The organism is Lutibaculum baratangense AMV1, from assembly GCF_000496075.1.
Lineage (GTDB): Bacteria > Pseudomonadota > Alphaproteobacteria > Rhizobiales > Tepidamorphaceae > Lutibaculum > Lutibaculum baratangense.
In genome coordinates this window covers 24,845-45,929 of record NZ_AWXZ01000005.1, presented here as the reverse complement: position 1 = coordinate 45,929, position 21,085 = coordinate 24,845, and the positions used below count along the sequence as shown (strand labels likewise).

Sequence of the window (21,085 nt, the reverse complement as noted above, 5' to 3'; positions counted from 1 at the left end):
TTGAGCTTGTGTTCTCCACTTCGAGCTCGCGGGGCCGCTTCGCGTCAGAGGCCTCCATACCGCGACTGCCTTCCGCTGGGCATCAGACATGTCGCCGAACTGATGCCGTGACGCCAGCAGAACTCGTCGACCCGCGCCTGCCACGACGAGGGTGCAACTGGAACGCTTGGAGGTCAGGCCGCCGCGTTCTGCCGCCGAGTGAAGTACTTGCGCTCAGCACTGAGGATCCGCCGCGCGGTCGCGAGATGGCGATTGCGCTCCTCGGCAGAAAGATCCTTCCACTGGCCCTTCTCAAGGCCAGCAACCCGGATCGCAACGATGCGGATCAGATCCTGCGTGACAGGCGGCAGCTTGGATGTGGTCATTTCATCTCTCCAACTGGACCATAAGGGAACCGGACAGGCTCCATGCCCGTCCGACGGGCATCGCTTGAAGGGCCAAGGCCTGAGCAGCTCAGTGTACGCCGCTCACGCGCCGCTGCGTCTCCATGAACCAATCCCGTGCGATCTCGCCCCACTCGGTCAAAGGATAGCCTGGTTCGTCCTCGGCGAGATAGAGGCTCTCATTGTAGGCGGGCGGCCAGACGAAGAAGGTAATCCCGTCATAGGCGGGATTGCTCAACCAACGAAGAGCGTCCGGCACCCACCCGGTAAAAAGATGTTCCCTAAGATCCCCCGTCGGCGCCCGAGTCGTGTTTGCGAACCCGAAGGCGTCGATCACGATTGGGAACTGCTCCCTGTACGCGGCGATGCCCCTCCGGAACTGACGTCTCACGTCGTCCTCGAATTTCACGATGTCGTTGCGGTGCACGTAGAACATGTGCGGGCCCAGGACGAGGTTAGGGTCGCCAGCGAAGGGCTCCTGCCGCAGGCGTTGCACGACGTTCTGGATCTTCCATAGGTTTAGGGGAGAGACGACGACCGGGTTCCGGAAGCCTGCCTCCCGAATTGCTCGCAGCGCCCCCCCACTCGATCGGCCCAAGCTTCATTGTTCCTGTTGTCAGGGTGAGGATAGACCTCCTGGCCGTCCGGTCTCCACATTCCTGTCGAGTACGGCTCGTTCGAAGCATGCAGCCAGACATTCCACTGGTCGCGATATCGCGCCGCCAAACGTCCCATGAACCCACCCAGCATGGCATCGGAGACATTGTCCTCGCCGGGCTGCAACTGCACCACCATCCCAAGATGGGCGGCCGACGCGATCACGTCGTCCAGCACTTCAGGTTCTGGCGGGAACGAGAGGCCGCTACTCTCGTCCGTGTAGGCGGCGGTGTTAAAAATCGCCGGCTCGACAAAGATCCGTACGAGATTGACCCCATAGGATCTCATCACCGCGAGCTGCCGGTAGGCGGTATCGCTGTCGACATATACGTCGTCGAGGAAGCCGGTCGGAGGCGAGATGCGATCCTCTGGTACAGTGGCTGACCGGTAGGCCCAGTCCTCGTGGGGATGATTACGGAAGGTTGCGAAGGCTCGGTTGAACGCGATGACGCCGCGAACGATGAACCTTTCGCCGGCCGGGCCATAAATGTCACCATCTGAGACGACGAAGGCGGTGTTCGGGCGTTCCGGAATGCCCTCCCCCGAGTGTCCGATCCCTGGTACCGTGAGGGCTAAAACCCAGAGGACCGAGATCCAGACGGCGACCCTAGCCAAGTTGGGGCCTCAACTCCTCACGCGCCTCAAAGGCCATCCTGTAGAAGAGGGAGTCGGCTGCTGTCAGCCGCGCCATCTCCTCCTCAATCTCAGGAGTGATGGGCTCGCGCTCCACCTTCTGAAAGTTGGGATCCGACCCATGGAGGCTGACCAGATCGTTCTTTCGAACCGCCGGCTGCCGTGACCTCCCTACGCTCAGTAGCATCGCCTCGAAGTCCTCGTCGAAGCGCTCCTGAAAGCCCACGAAGTGGTAGGTGCGAAGACGGTCGAATGCCTGCTGCGCGAGGTCCTGCGGCGGCGTGGTCAACATGTGCTTTGACGCGGCATTCCGCCCGCCAGGTACGAAGAACCTGACGAGGCCGTTGTTGATGTGGTTGCGAACGATAGGCTCGTCGTTACGCAGGAAATCGAGAAGGGTGCTTCGCTTGGCGATCTGCGGCCCCGGACGCCCGGTGGCGAACTCGTCGGTCATTGATCGCCAGAAGTAGTAGAGCGACAGGATACGCGCGCTCGGCTCCCGGAGGAACGTCAGGATGCGTTTGCGGCCCGGAATGGCATCAACGTCATGGTAAGCCATGTGCCCGCTGTAAATGCGGGCCTGGCGCCGCCGATCCGGAGGGAGCGCCTTGACCTTGGCAGCGGTCGTGTCCGTCACGATCTGCTCGGAAGAGAACAGGCTGTGCAGGACATTGAGGACGGACGTGCCGCCGGTCTTGGGGATGTGGTGGAAAACAATGCGCTCGCCCGGCTGCAGTGCCGCAGCGGGACGATCTATCGCGGAATCCATTGCCATCTCGATCGATACCTGCACCACCCGTTGACATCTCTGCCAGTACCACCGGCACTCGATGTTGCCAAGGCCGTAACGATCGGGTCCCACGAGTGGCATGGCCCGCTGCGGGCCTGGGTGATCTCCGGCAGGCGTTGAGTTCGTCAGCCGGCCATGGCAGGCGAGCCGATGACGAGATCATCGCGGACAGCGGCAACGGAGCCTAGGGTCATGTGGCGGCAGCGCTGGACGGAGCACTTGATGGCGGCCCCGAAAGACCCTCAGACGGATCTTTACACGTTCGTTCCAGACTCGACGCCATCAGAGACATGAAGCGCTACATCACCCACGAGTTCTTCACCGTCATCAGTCGCGGCCAGAAGGAGAGCGACCGAACGCAGACCGTCGCTTGACAAACACGGGGGCATCCGCCGGTCCCGTGTCCTGAGGGCCTTCATCTTCCGGATCTCGGCCTGTCGCCCCCGGGGCCTGTCGATTGGTTGCGGGGGCGACGGGCGGCACTCTCAGGCCCGCGCCTCCGCCCGAAGGAGGTCGTAGTTCTCGACCACGATCTGCTGGCGGCCCACGGAGATCAGGCCGCGTTTCTGGAACTTGTCGAGCGTCATGGTCACCCACTGCCGGGTCGCGCCGACGATGTTGGCGAGCTGGTCGTGGGTGAGCTTGCGCTCGATGACGAGGCGGTTGCCCTCCGGCCGGCCGGAGGTGTCGGCGAAGATGAGGAGGAGATGCGCGAGCCGCTCCGTCACCGACCTCGTGCCGAGCATCTGGACGAGGGCGGAGTAGCACTTGCCCTTCGCCACGAGCCCCTCGATCAGGCAGATCGCGAAGCGCGGCATCGTCTCGGCCAGACCTCGGATCCGGCCGCCGGTGAGGTAGAGAAGCTCGCAGTCCTCCTGCGCGTCCGCCGACCAGATGTGGGTGCCGCCACCGAACACCTCCGGGCCTCCGACGAAGTGACCCGCCGTCCACAGCGCCAGGGTGATCTCACGACCCGCCGGACTGACATAGAACGTGCGCACGACGCCCCGCTCGATGAGCCAGATGCCGCTGTGGGCGTCGCCCTGGTGGAACACGCCCGCGCCGGCACAGACCTGGCGCGGCGTCCCCGCCTCCCGGAGCGCCGAAAGCTCGGGCTCGCTCAGCTTCTGAAGAAAGCTCGCCCCCTCGTTCAGGCCCGACGGCTCCTCGCTCAGGAAGACGGCCGACGTGACCGGCCGTGGGGATCCCGCTCCGCCGCCGGCCGCGGGAGGGTCCTCATGCTGGATCTTCATGTTCATTGCGCCTGCTGCTGGAAGGCCCTGAGGCTCTCGGCGCGGATCTTCTCGTGGCAGCTTCGCTTGAGCTCCATGAAGGCCTCGCTCGTCTCGACCTCGAGCGACCGGGGCCGCGCCAGCGGCACCTTCAGGTCGGCGATGACCGAGCCCGGACTGGCGCTCATGATCAGGATCCGGTCGGCGAGGAAGATCGCCTCGTCCACGTCGTGGGTGACGAAGACGACGGTGGTGCCGAACTCCGACCAGATGTTGAGCAGGCTCTCCTGCATCATGAGCCGCGTCTGCGCGTCGAGCGCCCCGAACGGCTCGTCCATCAGGAGGACGCTGGGGTAGTTCGCCAGCGCGCGGGCGATGCCGACGCGCTGCTGCATGCCCCCCGACAGCTCCGCCGGATAGGCGTTCGCGAACTTCGTGAGGCCGACCATCTCGAGGAACGTGTTCGCGATCGAGCCGCACTCGGTGGCGCTGCGGCCGCCGACCTTCGGGCCGAAGGCGATGTTCTCCCGGATCGTCTTCCAGGGAAAGAGCGAGTACTGCTGAAACACCATGCCCCGGTCGGGCCCCGGCCCGCTCACCGCCTCGCCGTCGACCGAGATTTCGCCGGTGCTCGGGCGCACGTAGCCGGCGATCGAGTTCAGCAGGGTGGATTTGCCGCAGCCCGACGGGCCGAGGATGCAGACGAACTCGCCCGGCCTGATGTCGAGCGTCGTCGAGGTCACGGCCTGATGTGCCGCCCGGCCGCTGCCGAAGACGATCGAGACGCCGTCGATGCGGATATGACCGCGCCCGGCACTGCCGCGAAGAGTCTCATGGGCGGAGACCCTGCTCGCGATCGAAACCACTTCCGTCATGTTGGCTCACCCTTCTCCGTTGCGTCCGGCATTGCGTGCGGCGCCCCACGGGGCGCGGCGGGCCCTTCATCGCGCCTTGCGCTGCCACTTCAGGAGCGGCCTCGCCCCGAGGCGGACGAGATAGGTCGAGATCGTCCCGAGCGCGCCGGTGACCAGCATGCCGACGATGATGTCGGGGTAGTTGATCAGCGAGTAGGCGTTCCAGGTGAAGTAGCCGATCCCGTACTGGCCGGAGATGATCTCGCCCGCCAGCAGCGAGAACCAGCTCACCCCCATGCCCACCGCCAGGCCCGTCGTGATGCTGGGCAGCGCGGAGGGGAAGATGACGTGCCAGAAGATCTGCATGCGCGAGGCGCCGAGCGACTTCGCCGCCCGCACCAGCACCTCCGGTGCCTGCTCCACGCCGTGCATCGTGTTGATGACGATCGGGAACAGGGCGCCGAGGAAGGTGATGTAGACGATCGAGGCCTCGTCGGTGGGCCACATCAGGATCGCGAGCGGGATCCACGCGACCGCCGGGATCGGGCGCAGGACCTCGATATAGGGATAGAACAGCGCCCGCCCGAGCCGCGAGCGCCCCATGAGCGTTCCGAGGAGCACGCCGAGAAGCGTCGCGAGCAGGAAGCCGGTCGCGATGCGCTGCACCGATACCTGTATGTGGACGTAGAAGCGCAGATCCTGCAAATGACGGATCAACGCGTCGAGCACCTGGACGGGCGGCGGCACGTTGGCGAAGTTGACGTAGAAGTCGACGCTGTGGGTCGTGGCGAGATGCCACAGGACGATGCCGATGAAGAGGCCGAGCGTGCCGACGGCAAGGCCGTAGGCATTGCCGCGGAGCGCGGCCAGGGCGTGCGTGACCGCGGCCTGCACCGAGCGAGCGGCTTGCGACCCGTCCGATTTCGGCGGGGCGTCCACCGGCGGGTGAGCGGCCTGCGCCGGGCCGGCCGATGGCGGCGAAGCCGTGTAGGCGACGGTCTCTCTCAGAGCTTTCTGCATGGGGCGGGCTTCCGGAGCTGTGATAGCGGGGCGAAGGCGGGCGCGCCGGCGCCCGCCAGGTTCGCGGCGCGCCTCAGGAGGCGATGGCGTTCCAGGCGACCACCGCGCCGCCGGTTTCCGCGGCAAACGCGTCGGCGTCCCCCTTCTTCATGAAGGCCGTCAGCTCGCCGCCTTCGGCCTCCACGTAGAAGGCGACATGGCCGAAGAGCTTGAGGCCCGACGCCTTGTCGTAGACGTAGGTGGCGAGGACGGTACCGCCTTCGGCCGCCACGGACGCGGCCGCCTCCGTCATCGCCTCGATGCTGTCGAAGGTCTCGATGCCCTCGCCCTCGACCCACATCTCGGCGGGCGCGAGACCGGGCGCCCCCGGCTCGGAGGAGACGACTTCCGTCAGCTGCTCCTCGTAGTCGAGGCCGCGCGCCTCGAAGCCGGCCCGAACGAAGGTCGGGTCGATCCAGCTGTCGAAGTCGAGCGGCGTGAGATCGGTCTCACGGGCGAGGAGGGCGTGGTCGTATTTCAGGGCCTCCACCCACTGCGGCTTGATCGAGGCCTCGAAGGTCGAGATGCCGCCTTCGCTGAAATAGAGATAGAGCACCTCCTTCTCGATCCCGGTCCACTCCGACACCTGGGTGGCGGCATTGACCGGGTCCTCGCTGATCCAGTCCTGAGCCTCCATCGTGGCGTCGATATAGGCTTGGACGATCTCCGGATACTCGTCGGCGAAGGACTTCAGCACGACCGTGCCATGGAAGGTCGGGATGCCGGCCTCGCTGCCGTCGAAGATCTTGCGGCCCGTGCCCCGGAACTCCATGACCTCCGACCAGGGGCAGAAGTCCGAGTGGGCGTCGATCTTGCCCTGCGCGATGTTCGCCACGCCCACCGGAGGCGCCTGGTTCTGGATGCTCACCTTGTCGATCAGGTCGGCGTCGCGCAGCGCCTTCAGCGTCATCCCCCAGGCGGCACTTCCGACCGGCGTCGAGATCGTCTTGCCGGCCAGATCCTCGAGCGAATAGACGTCCGAGGCGACGGGCACGACGATGCCGTTGCCCGTGCCCTTCAGGTTGTAGCCCGTCACGGCGATGAACCGCGTCACGGCGTTGCCCGACGCCTCGAATTTCGCCCCGTTCACGATCAGCGGGTAGTCTCCCATGACGCCGAAGGCGAGCTTGCCGGCCAGCATCTGGTTCGTGATCGGCGGGCCGGAGGTGTAGTCCTGGTAGACGATCTGGTAGTCGACGTCGGCATACCGGCCGTCCGTCGGCAGGTGCTTCTCGAGGAGCTGGAGCCTCTCGAGGATGATCCCGCCGGGAACCGTGTTCGTCACCGTGCTCTGGTGACCGATGCCGATCTCGATCGTCTCGGCCGAGGCCGGCAGTGCTGCTACGACCGTCAAGGCCGCACCCGTGAGCAACGACGTGTACCGCATGTCTGACCCCCTGAAGGCTCGTGGTTGTCCTAGATGGCCCTTTCATAGGCGCAACCGGCGTGCCAACGACGTGCGGGGGGACGGCCGAAAACTTGGAAAAGCTCCAGATTCCAACGCGAACGACATCGCGACCTCGTGGTCACTGCTTGGTGGTGCCTGGGGAATCGACAGAGGAGGCTGCTCACCCCGAGCGCAGTTGGCGCGGCCCTGAGCAGCGAGTCCCGTGCGGCAGTAATACAAGTGGCGAAGGCTGGGCGCGTATGCGTCAGGCCCGATCGTGCCGGGCTGCACCCAGGCCGCCTGGCTGTGATCGCGTGGAACCCGCAGTCCCTCACCAGCGGGGAATGCGGACCTTGAAGCGGTGGCTTTCGGGGGGCGCGTACAGGTTCTCGTAGTCGATCGGCCGGCAATCGACCGTGTGCGTCAGCCGCTCGATGTGGATCACGCTGCGCGTCTTGTCGAGCGGCAGATGGGCGCAGATGTCGTCGCCCGCCTCGACGACGCTCATCGAGATGTCGGCGAAGCCGATCTCGAGACCGAGCCGCGTCTCGATCAGCTTGAAGATGTCGACCCGCTCGAGATCGAGCTCCAGGAGCGGCTCGCCGACATCGAGAGGAAAGTGGCTCACATCCGCCGACATGGTGACGCCGGCCGCAATGCGCAGGCGCTCGATCTTCACGATCGCCTCGCCGCGTTTCAGCGCCAGGGCGCGGGCCACCCTCGCGGGCGCCTCGATCACGGTCGCGCTCAGCACCTTCGACCTGGTCTCGATCCCCAGCGGCTCCATCATCTCGCCGAAGCCCTGCAGGCGGCCAAGGTCCTGCAACGCGCTCAGCGGGCGCACGACATAGCCCTTGCCCTGATGGCTCGTCACGAGCTCGCATTCGCGAAGCAGATCCAGAGCCTGCCGGACGGTGATGCGGCTCACGCTGAAGAGCTGGCTGAGCTCGTTCTCGCTGGGGAGCCGGGTGCCGGCGGCGAAGCGCCCCTCGAGGATGGAGCGCTGGAGCCATGACTTGAGCTCCAGATATTTGGGCGCGCGACCGCCCGCGGCCTTCACGGGCTCGTTCTCCCGTGTCGCGCGTCCTGGTCGAAGGCCTGAAGCGATGGGGCGATCTCTCTTCAGCCTCTATCGTCCTTCTACGTGGTCATGTCGCTGCCGGCAGGGTCCCTCGCATGGACGGAAGCGGCCGGGGGCTCACCCCCGACCCGATCTCCTCGATACTATATCGCAAGTGCAGCATCGCGCAGCTGCCGTGTCTCAGCCGATGCGGCCGAGGGCCCAGCGCACGTTCTTGCGAACGTCCGGATCGGGGTCGTCGGCATATCGCTCGAGATACGGCCGGCTCGACGGGTGCGCGATCTCCCCGAGGGCGGCGGCAGCCTCCTTGCGCAGGTTGCTGACCTCCTCGCCGAGAGCGGCCGCGATCAGCGGCACGGCCTCGACGGCGTGCAGCTGGCCGAGGCTGCGCACGACCTTCACGCGCACCTGCCAGTCGCGGTCGTCCATCCTCGCCATCAGCGGCGCGACGGCGCGCGTGACGCCCGTCTTGCCGAGCATCTCGGCCGCGACCTCGCGCACCGACCAGTCCTCGTCGTCGAGCGCCCTCATGAGAGCCTCGCCCGCATGACTCGACCGCGCGAAGGCGAGCGCCCCGACGGCTGTACGACGCACCTCCGGCACCTCGTCCTTTCCGGAGGCGATGAGCGCCGGCAGCGCCTCCTCCGCCTTGAGGTAGCCGATCACGCCGATCGCCTCGATCCGCACGTGCGCGTCCGGATCGTCGAGCGCGCGCAGTCCATGGGCGAGCGATTCCCGCCGGCGAAGCTCCTTCAGGGCCCGGAGGGCCGCTGCCCTGACGAAGGGACGCTCGTGCTCGACGAGCGGAAAGACCGGGTCGGCGGCGACCGGGTCCTTCAGCTCGGCCAGGCTGTCCGCGGCGGCGCGCGCGACGCGCGGGTCGTCGTCCACGAGGCCGACCACGAGGCAGGCTGCCGTCTCCGCGCCGTCGAACTCGCCGAGCGCGATGGCTGCCTGCAGGCGCACCTCGGCGCTCCCGTCCTTCAGGGCCCCGCCGACCAGCGCGACCGCCTCGGGATCGGCGGTGTCGGCAAGCTCCATCACCGCCACGCGGCGGACGCTCGGATCGGGGTCGCGCAGCTTCCCGGCGAGGTCCTCGACGTCGCTGAACGCCTCGAACGGTTCGAAGGTCATGCGGGCCTCACTTGAGAAGGTAGGGGATGTTGACGGTGACCGCGCCGGTCGGGCAGTCGGCCTCGCAGGGCATGCAGTACCAGCACTCGTCGAACTTCATGTAGGCCTTGTTCGTGAGCTCCGAGATGCGGAGCACGTCGAGCGGGCAGACGTCGACGCAGACGGTGCAGCCCTTGTCTGCGATGCACTTTCCTTCGTCGACGAGGACCGGAACGGTCGTCGATGTGTTGGCCAGCGGCATGGCTCGCCTCCTCTTCCTCTGGATGTCGATCAGGCTTCGGCCTTGATGCGCTGCTTGTAGTAGGCGTCCTTCTCCTCCTCGGAGATCGGGACGATGTAGGGCTGGACCGGATGCTTCTCGCAGGTCATCCGGCCGTCCTGCTTCGACAGGAGCACGTGGCACTTCCACTCCTCGTCGTTCCGCTCGGGATGGTCCGTCCGCCAGTGATAGAGCCCCCAGCGGCTCTCCTCCCGGTAGAGCGAGGCGAAGGCGGCCATGTCGGCGCAGTCGAGGATGCTCGTCACCTCCATCGCGCGCATCAGCTCGTGCGCGTCGCGCGCCACCATGTGGTTCTCCATGTCGTCGCGCACCTCCGCCAGCCGCGCCTGGCCGAGCTCGTACTTGCGGGTGACCTTCGGCGGCTGGAGGTAGTCGTTCACGAGGCGGCGGGCCTTGTACTCGATCTGGTTCGGCGGAATCCCGTCCTCCCGCCGCGTCGGCGCGAGCACGCGCTCCTGCTCCCGCGCCACCTCCTCGCGATCGTAGTCCTCGAAGTCGACCTCGCCGGCGAACGCGACCGCGTCCTCCCCGGCGAAGGCGCCGTTCGTGAAGGCCCCGAGCATGTAGTTGTGCGGCACGCTCGCCATGTCGCCGGCGGCATAGAGGCCCGGCACGGTGGTGCGTGCGCAGTCGTCGACGAAGACGCCCGATGCGGAATGGCCGGAGCAGAAGCCGATCTCCGAGATGTGCATCTCGATCATCGTCTCGTGGTAGCGCGTGCCCCTGCCCTCGTGGAAACGGCCGCGCGAGGGCCGCTCGACCGTGTGCAGGATCTGCTCGATGTGGTCGGCGGTCTCCTTGTGCAGGTGGTTCAGCTTCAGGAAGACCGGCCCGTTGCCCGAGAGAAGCTCGTTGTAGAACTCCTGCATCATCTGGCCCGACCAGTAGTCGCACTCGATGAAGCGCTCGCCCCGGGAGTTGGCGGTGAACCCGCCGAAAGGCCCCGCGACATAGGCGCAGGAGGGGCCGTTATAGTCCTTGATGAGCGGGTTGATCTGGAAGCACTCGAGGTTCGCGAGCTTCGCGCCGGCGTGGTAGGCCATCGCATAGCCCTCGCCCGAGTTCGCCGCGTTCTCGTAGGTGCCGTAGAGGTAGCCGGAGGTCGGCAGACCGAGCCGGCCGGCGGCGCCCATGCTCATGATCACGGACTTCGCGCGCACGACGAGGAACTCCGCCGTCCTCGTGTTGACCGCGACGGCGCCGGCGATGCGCCCCGACCGGCCCTTCAGGAGCCTCGTCGCCATGAACCGGTTCGAGATCAGGATGCGGGCGCGGCGCAGCTGGCGGTAGAGCGCCTTCTTCACCGTCTCGCCGTTCGGCATCGGGAGGACGTAGGTGCCGATATGGTGCACCTTCTTCACGTCGTAGTCGCCGTTCTCGTCCTTCTGGAAGCGGATGCCGAACTTGTCGAGCTCCTCGATGATCTCGTAGCAGTGCTGCGCGTACTTGTAGACGGCGGCCTGGTCGCAGATGCCGTCATTCGCGATCGTGATCTCCTTCGTGTACTGCTCGGGCGTCGAATGGCCCGGGATGACGGCGTTGTTCAGCCCGTCCATCCCCATGGAGATCGCGCCCGAGCGCTTCACGTTCGCCTTCTCGAGGAGAACGACCTTCGCGTCCGGGTTCTTCATCTTCGCCTTGTAGGCGGCCATCGGCCCGGCCGTGCCGCCGCCGATCACCAGGACGTCGCATTCGATCTCGGAAAGACCGTCCTTGATCTCGTCCACTCTCGCCTCCTCAAAGAGATCCTCAATCCTCACTCGGAGTCGAGCGGATCGGGGCGAGCGTGTCGGTCAAGGAATTGCATCGGCCTCCGCTGGCTGCCGGGCACGGCCGAGCTCGCGCAGCAGCGACCAGGGATAGATGCCGCGGTCGTGGCCGTCGGAGAAGGTGATGTTCACGGCGTAGTGGCCGAGCGGAGCGACGTTCGTCACCGTCAGGTCGCCGCGAGCGGGCACGTCGAGGCCCTTCAGGCGCAGGCTCTTCGCGCCTGCCGACTGGCAGGCGTCGCGGAGGCTCGGGGCGGAGATCGCGTCGCTGCGCCGGTCGTCCCAGAGCACCGTGAGCGTCGCCCGGTCTTTCGAAACCCTGATCTCGAGCGGATAACGCCCGCCCTCCGCGTCGATTGCCGTCGTGTTCATGGCCTCAGTCCTCCTTGTGGGACGATCAAGACACCAGCCGATCGGGCGATCCGATAGCAACAACTTGACAGACCACCGCCCCCAGGGCCGCTACACCGGCGCCATGCCACCGAAGCACTGGAGCGGCCATGACCTTCGTCGTCACCGACAACTGCATCCGCTGCAAGTACACGGACTGCGTGGAAGTCTGCCCCGTGGACTGCTTCTACGAGGGGGAGAACATGCTGGTGATCCATCCAGACGAGTGCATCGACTGCGGCGTCTGCGAGCCGGAATGTCCAGCCGACGCCATCATTCCCGACACCGCCGAAGGTGCTTCATCTTGGCTCGAGATCAACCGCAAGTTCTCTGCTATATGGCCGGTGATCACGGAGAAGACCGACCCTCTGCCCGACGCCGAAGAGTGGAACGGGCGGCCGGACAAGCAGCGACATCTGAGCGAGAAGGCGGGTGAGGCCGCCTGAGGCAAGTGTCCGCGACCCGCCCCTTATTCGACGCCGGAAGACCCTCGACGGAGGCAGCGAGACGATGACGATGACGATGACCCTCACCTCCAGCGCGGACGAACTCGCCGCGGCGGCACCCGAAGGCACGCTGGTCGTCGGCGTCACCGAGGTCACGCACTACACCGACCGCCTGTTCCGGTTTCGCACGACGAGGCCTTCGAGCTTCCGCTTCCGCTCGGGAGAGTTCGTCATGATCGGCCTCATGATCGACGGCAAGCCGCTCTACCGCGCCTATTCGATCGCGAGCCCGGCATGGGCGGAGGAGCTCGAGTTCTTCTCGATCAAGGTGCCGGACGGGCCCCTCACCTCCCGCCTCCAGAACATCAGGGTCGGTGACGGCATCCTCATGCGCAAGAAGCCGACGGGCACGCTCGTCAACGACGCGCTGATCCCCGGCAAGCGCCTCTATATGTTCTCCACCGGCACCGGCATCGCTCCCTTCGCGAGCCTGATCCGCGATCCCGAGACCTACGAGAAGTTCGAGGAGGTCGTCCTCACCCACACCTGCCGCGAGGTCGCCGAACTGAGATACGGCGAGGAGACGGTGGCCGCGACGATGGACGACCCGCTGATCGGCGAGGACTACGCCAGGAAGCAGCTGCGCCACTACATGAGCGTGACGCGCGAGGAGTATCCCTTCAGGGGCCGCATCACCGACCTGATCACCAGCGGCAAGCTCTTCTCCGACCTCGGCCTGCCACCCCTCGATCCGGCGACCGACCGCGCGATGATCTGCGGCTCGATGGAGATGCTGCGCGATACCAAGCAGCTGATGATCGACGCCGGTCTTCGCGAGGGGGCGAACAACGAGCCGGGCGAATTCGTCGTCGAGCGCGCCTTCGTCGGGTAGCCCGTCCCGCGCCAGGAGACGGTCGCCGACGATTGACGGTCGGTCCCCGATCGCTACTGTCGCGCGGGTCTTCAATCCAGCCGGACACGCTCCCCGTGACGACCGATGCGCTTTCATCTCGCGAGCTTCTCGAGAAGCTTGTCTCCTTCGACACGACGAGCAGCAGGTCGAACCTGCCGCTGATCGAGTTCGTGCGGGCCTATCTGGGAAGGCACGGCGTCGCCTCCCGGCTGTTCATGAGCCCGGAGAAGGACAAGGCGAACCTCTTCGCGACGATCGGCCCCCGGGAAGACGGCGGCATCGCGCTGTCCGGCCACACCGACTGCGTGCCGGTGGCCGACCAGGACTGGGCGAGCGACCCGTTCACGCTGACGGAGCGCGACGGCCGGCTCTACGGTCGCGGCTCGGCCGACATGAAGGGCTTCATCGCCTGCTGCCTCGCGAAGGTGCCGGAGATCGTCGCGGCACCTCTGTCGAGGCCCGTCCACCTCGCCTTCTCCTACGACGAGGAGCTCGGCTGCGAGGGCGTCGAAAGCCTGGTGAAGGCGCTGGGCGAGAGCGAGCCCATGCCGTCCGCGGTGATCGTGGGCGAGCCGACGACGATGGATGTCGTCGACGCGCACAAGAGCATCTCCGACTTCGTGACGACGATCACCGGCCGTGCGGCCCACTCCGCGAACATCCATCTCGGCGCGAACGCCATCATCGCAGCCAGCGAGCTGATCGGCGAGCTCGTGAGGATGCGGGACGCGGCGATCGCGGCGGGTGATCCTTCCGGCCGCTTCGATCCGCCCTACACGACCGTCCATGTCGGCACGATCCGCGGCGGCACGGCGATGAACATCGTGCCGACCCAGTGCCGCTTCAGCTGGGAGATCCGCGGCCTCCCCGGCGCGGATCCCGAGGCGATGCGGGCAGGGTTCGAGCGCTTCGCCGAAAGCGAGGTGCTGCCCGGGCTGCGCGAGATCGCGCCCGAGGCGGAGATCGTCACGGAGCGGATGGTGCACGTCGTGGGCCTGAGGCCCGAGCCCGGCTCGCCCGCCGAGCGCCTCGCGATGCGCGCCTCCGGCCGCAACGACACGCGCACCGTCTCCTTCGCCACGGAAGGGGGCGTGTTCCAGGCCCAGGGCGCGCCGACCATCGTCTGCGGCCCCGGCGACATCGCGCAGGCCCACAAGCCCGACGAGTTCATCGAGATCTCGCAGCTTCACGCCTGCGAGCGCTTCCTCGACCGGGTGATCGAGACGGCCCGCGGAAGGTAGCGCCAAGGCGCCGCGCCGTGGCCCGATCTATCAGAGCTCCGACGGATCGACCGTGTACCGCGTCGAGCAGAACTCGCAGGTGACCTCGATCGTCCCGTCCTCCGTCACCATCTCGCTCCGCTCCTCCTCCGGGAAGCCTCGCAGGACCCCGAGGATCTTCTCGCGCGAGCAGGAGCAGTCCTCCATGACCTCGACCGGGTCGTAAACCCTCACCCCGCGCTCGTGGTAGAGCCTCAGAAGCAGCCGCCCGACGGCGATCGAGGGGTCGAGCAGCTCGTGCATCTCGACCGTCTCGAGAAGAAGCCGCGCCTCCGTCCACTCGTCGGGCTCCTCCCACTCGTGGACCTCGGCGCCCTCGGGAGCATCGCCCGGATGGAGATCGGCGCTGCGGCCCGGCCCGCCCTCCGGCATGTGCTGGATGATGATGCCGCCGGCGCGCCAGCCGGTGCCGGGGTCCCTGCCGCCATGGTAGATCGGCCCGGCCGAGATCCGGACGGTGGTTGGGATCTGCTCAGACTGGCGGAAATAGGTGTGGGCCGCCTCCTGCAGCGTGACGCCGTCGAGGGCCACGATGCCCTGGTAGCGCCGCATCCCGGCGCCGGGGTCGACGGTCATGGCGAGGTTGCCGCGGCCGAGCAGGCGCTGCGGCAGGTCGTCGCCCGCCGGCTCCGCCTCAACGGCCTCGGCGTCGAAGCTCGCATAGCCGCGGATCGTGCCGGGCACGGTCAGATCGGCCACGAGGAGCGAGACCGGCCCGTCCGTCTGGACCTGCAGGATGAAGCGCCCCTCGATCTTCAGGGAGGAGCCGAGGAGCAGCGTCAGCGCGACGGCTTCCGCCAGCAGCGCCGCGACGCGCTCCGGATAGCCGTGCCGGCCGAGGATCTGGTCGATCGCGCCGCCGAGACGGACGACGCGGCCGCGCACGTCGAGCCCCTCGACCGAGAACGGCAGGACGAGGTCGTCGGCCGAGGTGTCGAGGACGATCTCCGGCAGCTCAGCCGGTGAAACCATCAGGCCCCGCCTTCCAGGCACCAGGCGAGGATGCCCTTCTGCGCGTGCAGGCGGTTCTCCGCCTCGTCGAAGACGACCGACTGCGGCCCGTCCATGACGCCGTCCGTCACCTCCTCGCCCCGGTGGGCCGGCAGGCAGTGCATGAAGATCGCCTGCGGGTTCGCAGCCTTCATCAGCCTCTCGTTCACCTGGTAGGGCTTGAGGAGGTTGTGGCGGCGCTCGGCCTCCTCGTCCCCCATCGAGACCCAGGTGTCGGTGACGACGCAGTCGGAGCCGTCCACGGCCTCGAACGGGTCGTCGAACAGCGAGACCTTCACCTTCTCGCGTTCGATCCAGTCGATCAGCTCCCGACTGGGCCGCAGCTCCCTCGGCGCCGCGATCCTCAGGCTGAAGTCGAAGCGCTCGGCCGCGTGGATCCACGACGCCGTGACGTTGTTGCAGTCGCCCGACCACGTGACGGTGCGGCCGGTGATCGGCCCCAGATGCTCCTCGAAGGTGAGGACGTCCGCCATGATCTGGCAGGGATGCGACAGCCGCGTCAGGCCGTTGATCACCGGCACGGTGGCGTGGCGGGCGAGCTCGCGGACGTCGTCGTGCTCGAGAAGGCGGATCATGATGGCGTCGACGTAGCGCGACAGGACGCGCGCGGTGTCGGCGATCGTCTCGCCGCGGCCGAGCTGCATCTCCTTGCCGGTGAGGAAGATCGCCTCGCCGCCGAGCTGGCGCATGGCGACGTCGAAGGAGACGCGCGTCCTCGTCGACGGCTTGTCGAAGATCATCGCGAGCGTGCGGCCCTCGAGCGGGCGGGCGCCGTTGCGGCCGCGCTTCTTCATCGCGAGGCTGTTGTCGAGAATGCCCCGCAGATCCTCGGCGGCGATCTCTGTCAGGTCGACGAAATGGCGAACCGGCTTTGTCATCATGCTGCACCCTGGGCGGCCGGGGCGGCCCGGACCGCCTCGCACGCCTGATCGATCTTCTGAAGCGCCTCGTCGACCTCCGCCTGACCGATGGTCAGGGGCGGCAGGAGACGCACCACGTTGTCGCCCGCGGCGACCGCGAGGAAGTGCTGGTCGCGCAGCGCGGCGATGAGGTCCTTGTTCGGGATCCGCGCCTTCAGGCCGAGCATCAGGCCCGTGCCGCGCACGTCCTCGAGCAGGTCGGGATGGGTGTCGACGAGGCGGGCGAGGCCCTGGCGCAACCTGAGGCCGATATCGGCGACGTGCTGCAGGAAGCCCGGCTCGAGCACCACGTCGAGCACCGCGTTGCCGACCGCCATGGCGAGCGGATTGCCGCCGAACGTCGTGCCGTGCGTGCCGGGCTGCATGCCCTTTGCGGCCTCCTCGGTGGCGAGGCAGGCCCCGAGGGGGAAGCCGCCGCCGATGCCCTTCGCGATCGCCATGACGTCCGGCTCGATGCCCGCCCACTCATAGGCGAAGAGCTTGCCCGTCCGCCCGACGCCCGACTGCACCTCGTCGAGCACGAGGAGGATGCCGTTCTCGTCGCAGATCTCGCGCAGGGCCCGCAGGAAGGCCGGGTCCGCGGGCCGCAGACCGCCCTCTCCCTGCACCGGCTCGACGAGAATGGCGGCCGTCTCCGGCCCCACCGCCTGGCGCACGGCCTTGAGGTCCCCGAACGGCACCTGGTCGAAGCCCTCGAGCTTCGGGCCGAAGCCTTCCAGATATTTCGGCTGCCCGCCGGCCGCGATCGTCGCCATGGTCCGGCCGTGGAAGGCGCCCTCGAAGGTGACGATGCGGTACCGCTCGGGCGAACCCGACGCATAGTGGTAGCGCCGCGCGGTCTTGATCGCACATTCGAGCGCCTCCGCGCCCGAATTGCAGAAGAAGACATGGTCGGCGAAGGTCGCGGCCACGAGCCGCTCGCCGAGCCGCGTCTGGTCGGGGATCTCGAACAGGTTGGAGACGTGCCAGACCTTGCGGGCCTGCTCCGTCAGGGCCTCGACGAGGTGGGGATGGCAGTGACCGAGGGAGTTGACGGCGATGCCGGCCGCGAAGTCGAGATACTCCTGACCATCCGCCGTGAACAATCGCGCTCCCTCGCCCCTCTCGAACGACAGAGGAGCCCGCGCGAAGGTCGGGTAAAGAGCGTGCGTCACGGCGGAATGTCCCAGAGTTTGAAACGAAACGTGCCGCAAACGCGCGGCACGAAAGGCGGAGAGAATACGGGAATCCCCGGTTGGCGGTCAATGCAGCGGAAATGCCGTTACGTCACCTGTTGCTCTTGCGAATCACCTCGGGAGCTTTCTGGGGGAAAACGTTACGAAAAGGTTGAGGCAGGGTTGTCGGCGAGTCCGGGCATATAGTAGGTTTTCTGCTGTAAGACACGATATTTTGTGCGGCGGATCATCTCCTCGACAATGAGGCTCCTGTGGCGGCGGCAGAGGCATCTCCCGCAACGGGAACGGATTCCGCCCTCGGATGAGCAAGATGGAGCGGCGGATGTCTTGGACCGAGGAACGCGTTGAGCTTCTCAAGAAACTGTGGACGGACGGGCTGAGCGCGAGCCAGATCGCCTCGGAACTCGGCAACGTCACGCGCAATGCGGTGATCGGCAAGGTGCACCGCCTGGGCCTTTCCGGCCGCGCCAAGGCGGTCCGTCCGACCGCGCCGCGCCCGCAGAAGGCGCGGCGCCCCTCCGTCCCCCGGCCGCAGGCGGCGGTGCCGCAGCCGGCCATGGCCGCGCGGATGGTAGGGAACACGGCGCTCAAGGCCGAGACCTTCGCCTATGCCGAGCCGCAGCCCGAGGCCGAGGTTCGCCCCTTCCGCGCCCCGGCGACTGTCGAGGAGTTTCCGGTCCCGTCGGAGCGGCGCGCGACGATCCTCGACCTCAACGAGCACACCTGCAAGTGGCCGATCGGCGATCCCACAAGCAGCGACTTCCATTTCTGCGGCTGCCGCTCGAAGGCCGGCTCGCCTTACTGCGAGCGCCATGCGGCGCAGGCCTACCAGCCGGTCACCGACCGCCGGCGCAAGGCCCACTGAAGCCCAGGCGGCCCAGAGTGTCGGCGGCCCGGCCAGCGGAGGCCGGGCCGCGCTCCGTTCCCGGACATAATCCGCTTCGACCCTCGCGGGGACGTCAAGCCCGGCGGCATGCGGATGACGGGGCGTCCGCGCCCTCGATGAAGCTCGAGGACGGGTGCCCGAGGCAGCCGGAGCGCTCACCCGGCCTCGGTCACTCGGCCGCCATCGGGGTCGCCGCGGCGACGTCCTTCCCCCTCCCGCCGGCGACGTCGAGGAACACGGAGAAGGCCGCCCCCTTCCCGACCTCGCTCTCGATCGTCAACTGGCCGCGATGGCGCGTCATGATGTGCTTCACGATGGCGAGGCCGAGGCCGGTTCCGCCCTTGTCGCGGCTCGAGGCCACGTCCACCCGGTAGAAGCGCTCCGTCAGGCGCGGGATGTGTTCAGGCGGTATGCCCGGACCGTGATCGCGCACGGTGACGACGGCGGCCTCGGGCCGCGTGCCCCCCCGCGCCTGGCGACGCAGCTCGATCTCGACCGAGCCACCGGAATGGCCGTACTTGACGGCGTTGTGGATGAGGTTCTGGAAGACCTGGGCCAGCTCGTCGCGATCTCCCACCACCTGGACCGGCCGCTCACGCACCTCGACCCGGATCTCGACGCCCTGTCCCGCGGCGAGCGGCTGCATCGCCTCGGCGACGTGCTCCACGATCGGCGCAAGGTCGACGACCGTGCCCGGCCGCATATGCGCCTTCAGCTCGATCCGGCTCAGCGACATGAGGTCGTCTATGAGGCGCGACATGCGCCGGGCCTGGACGGCCATGACCTCGAGGAAGCGCTCGCGCGCCTTCGCGTCGTTCCGTGCCGGTCCCTGCAGCGTCTCGATGAAGCCGATCAGCGAAGCGAGCGGCGTCCTGAGCTCGTGGCTCGCATTCGCGACGAAATCCGCCCGCATGCGCTCGACACGCTGCGCCTCCGTCAGGTCGCGCAGGAGGACGAGGAACAACTCCTGCGGGCCCTGCTCGCGCGTCACCCTGCGCACCGTCGCCTCGAACCAGCGGTCGACCGGGACCTTCTCGAAATAGGTGACGACGCGGGGCCCTCGCCCCTTCACCACCTCGAGCACGGCTTCGGACACCTCGGGCGCACGCAAGACGAAGTTCAGCGGCTGGGTGGATTCCACCTTGCCGAGAAGCTCGGCCGCCGCGCCGTTCTGGTGGCGCACACGCATGTAGCGGTCGACCAGCAGGCACGGGTCCGGGAGCGCCTCCGCGAAGGCGAGGAGATCGGAACGGTCGGTGCCGGCGATCACGTTCGGAGTAGGCGCGGTGGCCGGGATGTGGCCGCCGAGCACCGGCCATGCGGCCGAGACGACCGCGGCCGCAGTCAAGAAAGACAAGACGGCGATCCAGGGATGAAGCGCCCCGGAGAGCATGAGCAGCAGGAAGAGGCCCGCCATCGCGCCCAGCGCGACCGCCAGGCGAAGGCGCGGGCTTCCGGTCGGCCGGGCCTCACGGGATCCACTGGATTCGGACGGCAGTGTCACGATCGACTCCTGCTGGACCGGCGGCCAAGCTTGCCCTTGGCGGCACCGGCTGCTCGCCCATATCTCTGCCCACGACGAAGGCGAATCAAGACAGGACGCAATAGCCCACGATGATCTCCTTATCTCTCGAACAGGCATGTTACGTTGTTGTGAAGGCGCGGGAGTTCGACGCGAAGGACGTCGACTCCGAAACCGAGGACGGCTCGAACCCCATCGACGACAACATGATCTCGACCCTCGAGGACGCGCCGAGCGACCCGGTGGAAGACGAGCTCGTCGGCTTCATCGACGGGCTGAACATCGACGCGCAGGTCGAGCTCGTGGCGATCGCGTGGCTCGGACGCGGCGACTACACCCGCGAGGACTGGCAGGATCTCGTGCGCCAGGCGAGCGAGGCCCACAGCAACCACACGGGCCGCTACCTCCTGGAGATGCCGCTTCTGGCGGACTATATCGAGCAGGGGCTCGACATGCTCGGCTTCTCGTGCGCCGACGTCGAGGCCGACCGGCTATAGGCCGCGTTTCCGGCCGCGGCCGTGGCGGCCCCAGGTGAGTTGGCGGCGGAGCCGGCTCCGCCGCCCGACCGGCGTCAGCGACGCACGATGACCCTCGAGCCCATCGGCACGCGCTCGTAAAGGTGCATCACGTCCTCGTTGAGGAGCCGGATGCAGCCCGAGGACGAGGCCTGGCCGATCGACCAGGGCGCGTTCGTGCCGTGCAGGCGGTACATCGTGTCCCGTCCGCCGCGATAGAGGTAGAGGGCGCGGGCGCCGAGCGGGTTGTGCTCGCCGCCCTCCACGCCGCCGGCATATTGCAGGAGCCGGGAATCGCGCGCGATCATGTTCGCGGTCGGCGTCCAGCGAGGCCACTCTTCCTTGCGGCCGACATAGGCCGTGCCGGCCCAGGCGGCGCCTTCGCGGCCGACGCCGATGCCGTAGCGCGTCGCCTTGCCGCCCGGCTCCACGAAGTAGAGATACCGCTCCGACGTGTCGACGACGATCGTGCCCGGCTTCTCCTTGCCGGCATAGTCGACCTGGCGCCGCGCGAAGCGCGGGTCGAGCCCGGCATAGCTCGTCAGGCCGCCCTGCTGCGGCGTACAGGCCGCGGCAGCCGCCGCGAATGCGAGCGCGCCGCCCAGGAACATGCGCCGGCCAGGATGGCGCGGCGTGGATTGGTCAGAATTCATGTTGAACGCCCCCTTCGGTGCCCGGAAGCGTATTTAGGCCGGATTGGTTAACCGGGCATCACCATACCGCGTCCGCCGCGAAGGCCGACAGCAGCCGTGGCTGCAGCGCAACAAG

General features: G+C 67.3%; 23 protein-coding genes. 5 read left to right on the top strand and 18 right to left on the bottom strand.

The features are described from left to right. Positions 1-173: 173 nt before the first annotated feature. The 13 genes from N177_RS00605 to N177_RS00545 all read right to left on the bottom strand — a co-directional run bounded on the left by N177_RS00605 (position 174) and on the right by N177_RS00545 (position 11,631). On the bottom strand, positions 174-365 hold the full coding sequence (locus N177_RS00605) for a hypothetical protein (RefSeq protein ID WP_023430280.1): 192 nt from the start codon (positions 363-365) through the stop codon (positions 174-176). An 88-nt stretch (positions 366-453) separates the two neighbouring features. Next, a complete protein-coding gene (locus N177_RS00600) occupies positions 454-819 on the bottom strand; it encodes a hypothetical protein (RefSeq protein ID WP_152527804.1) in 366 nt (121 codons plus the stop codon). Between the two features lie 83 nt (positions 820-902). Next, a complete protein-coding gene (locus tag N177_RS00595; protein ID WP_040484878.1) occupies positions 903-1,655 on the bottom strand; it encodes a hypothetical protein in 753 nt (250 codons plus the stop codon). Further along, positions 1,648-2,466: a sulfotransferase family 2 domain-containing protein gene (locus N177_RS00590; RefSeq protein WP_160170903.1), complete on the bottom strand. Its 819-nt coding sequence runs from the start codon at positions 2,464-2,466 to the stop codon at positions 1,648-1,650. Before N177_RS00590 ends, N177_RS00595 begins: the two co-directional genes overlap by 8 nt. Before the next feature lie 482 nt (positions 2,467-2,948). Next, on the bottom strand, positions 2,949-3,716 hold the full coding sequence (locus tag N177_RS00585; RefSeq protein WP_040484895.1) for a Crp/Fnr family transcriptional regulator: 768 nt from the start codon (positions 3,714-3,716) through the stop codon (positions 2,949-2,951). A 2-nt stretch (positions 3,717-3,718) separates the two neighbouring features. Continuing rightward, a complete protein-coding gene (locus tag N177_RS00580) occupies positions 3,719-4,570 on the bottom strand; it encodes an ABC transporter ATP-binding protein (protein ID WP_023430276.1) in 852 nt (283 codons plus the stop codon). 66 nt (positions 4,571-4,636) lie between these two features. Further along, on the bottom strand, positions 4,637-5,569 hold the full coding sequence (locus N177_RS00575; protein ID WP_023430275.1) for an ABC transporter permease: 933 nt from the start codon (positions 5,567-5,569) through the stop codon (positions 4,637-4,639). Between the two features lie 73 nt (positions 5,570-5,642). Further along, the gene (locus N177_RS00570; protein WP_023430274.1) at positions 5,643-6,962 is read right to left on the bottom strand and encodes an ABC transporter substrate-binding protein; all 1,320 of its coding nucleotides are present in this window, start codon (positions 6,960-6,962) and stop codon (positions 5,643-5,645) included. Between the two features lie 364 nt (positions 6,963-7,326). Beyond that, a complete protein-coding gene (locus N177_RS00565; RefSeq protein ID WP_023430273.1) occupies positions 7,327-8,055 on the bottom strand; it encodes a GntR family transcriptional regulator in 729 nt (242 codons plus the stop codon). A 201-nt stretch (positions 8,056-8,256) separates the two neighbouring features. Further along, on the bottom strand, positions 8,257-9,210 hold the full coding sequence (locus tag N177_RS00560) for a HEAT repeat domain-containing protein (RefSeq protein WP_023430272.1): 954 nt from the start codon (positions 9,208-9,210) through the stop codon (positions 8,257-8,259). A 7-nt stretch (positions 9,211-9,217) separates the two neighbouring features. Beyond that, positions 9,218-9,451 carry a 4Fe-4S dicluster domain-containing protein gene (locus N177_RS00555; protein WP_023430271.1) on the bottom strand — a complete coding sequence of 78 codons (234 nt, stop codon included), beginning with the start codon at positions 9,449-9,451 and terminating at the stop codon, positions 9,218-9,220. A 29-nt stretch (positions 9,452-9,480) separates the two neighbouring features. Then, a complete protein-coding gene (locus tag N177_RS00550; protein ID WP_023430270.1) occupies positions 9,481-11,217 on the bottom strand; it encodes a fumarate reductase/succinate dehydrogenase flavoprotein subunit in 1,737 nt (578 codons plus the stop codon). A gap of 66 nt (positions 11,218-11,283) precedes the next feature. Continuing rightward, on the bottom strand, positions 11,284-11,631 hold the full coding sequence (locus N177_RS00545; RefSeq protein WP_023430269.1) for a gamma-butyrobetaine hydroxylase-like domain-containing protein: 348 nt from the start codon (positions 11,629-11,631) through the stop codon (positions 11,284-11,286). Positions 11,632-11,759: 128 nt separating this feature from the next. On the opposite strand from N177_RS00545, the gene fdxA reads away from it, so the two are divergent. The 3 genes from fdxA (at position 11,760) to argE (ending at position 14,249) form a co-directional block, all read left to right on the top strand. Next, positions 11,760-12,095 carry a ferredoxin FdxA gene (gene fdxA / locus N177_RS00540; protein WP_023430268.1) on the top strand — a complete coding sequence of 112 codons (336 nt, stop codon included), beginning with the start codon at positions 11,760-11,762 and terminating at the stop codon, positions 12,093-12,095. A gap of 76 nt (positions 12,096-12,171) precedes the next feature. After that, positions 12,172-12,987, top strand: a complete 816-nt coding sequence (locus N177_RS00535) for a ferredoxin--NADP reductase (RefSeq protein WP_040484892.1) — start codon at positions 12,172-12,174, stop codon at positions 12,985-12,987. 95 nt (positions 12,988-13,082) lie between these two features. Then, a complete protein-coding gene (gene argE, locus N177_RS00530; protein ID WP_023430266.1) occupies positions 13,083-14,249 on the top strand; it encodes an acetylornithine deacetylase in 1,167 nt (388 codons plus the stop codon). Positions 14,250-14,279: 30 nt separating this feature from the next. Here argE and N177_RS00525 read toward each other — a convergent pair whose 3' ends face one another. From N177_RS00525 to N177_RS00515, 3 genes are read right to left on the bottom strand one after another with little or no spacing between them, the layout of a single operon-like run. Then, complete coding sequence (locus N177_RS00525) at positions 14,280-15,260, bottom strand: Hsp33 family molecular chaperone (RefSeq protein ID WP_023430265.1); 981 nt, start codon at positions 15,258-15,260, stop codon at positions 14,280-14,282. Then, entirely contained in the window at positions 15,260-16,177 is a 918-nt protein-coding gene (gene argF, locus N177_RS00520; RefSeq protein WP_040484891.1) for an ornithine carbamoyltransferase, read from the bottom strand. Before argF ends, N177_RS00525 begins: the two co-directional genes overlap by 1 nt. Further along, positions 16,177-17,373: an aspartate aminotransferase family protein gene (locus N177_RS00515; RefSeq protein WP_040484875.1), complete on the bottom strand. Its 1,197-nt coding sequence runs from the start codon at positions 17,371-17,373 to the stop codon at positions 16,177-16,179. Before N177_RS00515 ends, argF begins: the two co-directional genes overlap by 1 nt. Before the next feature lie 343 nt (positions 17,374-17,716). Between N177_RS00515 and N177_RS00510 the strand changes: the two genes are divergently transcribed. Then, entirely contained in the window at positions 17,717-18,259 is a 543-nt protein-coding gene (locus N177_RS00510; RefSeq protein WP_040484890.1) for a GcrA family cell cycle regulator, read from the top strand. Positions 18,260-18,449: 190 nt separating this feature from the next. Here N177_RS00510 and phoR read toward each other — a convergent pair whose 3' ends face one another. Beyond that, positions 18,450-19,784: a phosphate regulon sensor histidine kinase PhoR gene (gene phoR / locus N177_RS00505; RefSeq protein ID WP_023430260.1), complete on the bottom strand. Its 1,335-nt coding sequence runs from the start codon at positions 19,782-19,784 to the stop codon at positions 18,450-18,452. Positions 19,785-19,894: 110 nt separating this feature from the next. Between phoR and N177_RS00500 the strand changes: the two genes are divergently transcribed. After that, on the top strand, positions 19,895-20,299 hold the full coding sequence (locus N177_RS00500; protein WP_040484874.1) for a DUF3775 domain-containing protein: 405 nt from the start codon (positions 19,895-19,897) through the stop codon (positions 20,297-20,299). Between the two features lie 74 nt (positions 20,300-20,373). Here N177_RS00500 and N177_RS00495 read toward each other — a convergent pair whose 3' ends face one another. Then, complete coding sequence (locus N177_RS00495) at positions 20,374-20,970, bottom strand: L,D-transpeptidase (protein WP_040484873.1); 597 nt, start codon at positions 20,968-20,970, stop codon at positions 20,374-20,376. Positions 20,971-21,085 lie beyond the last annotated feature (115 nt).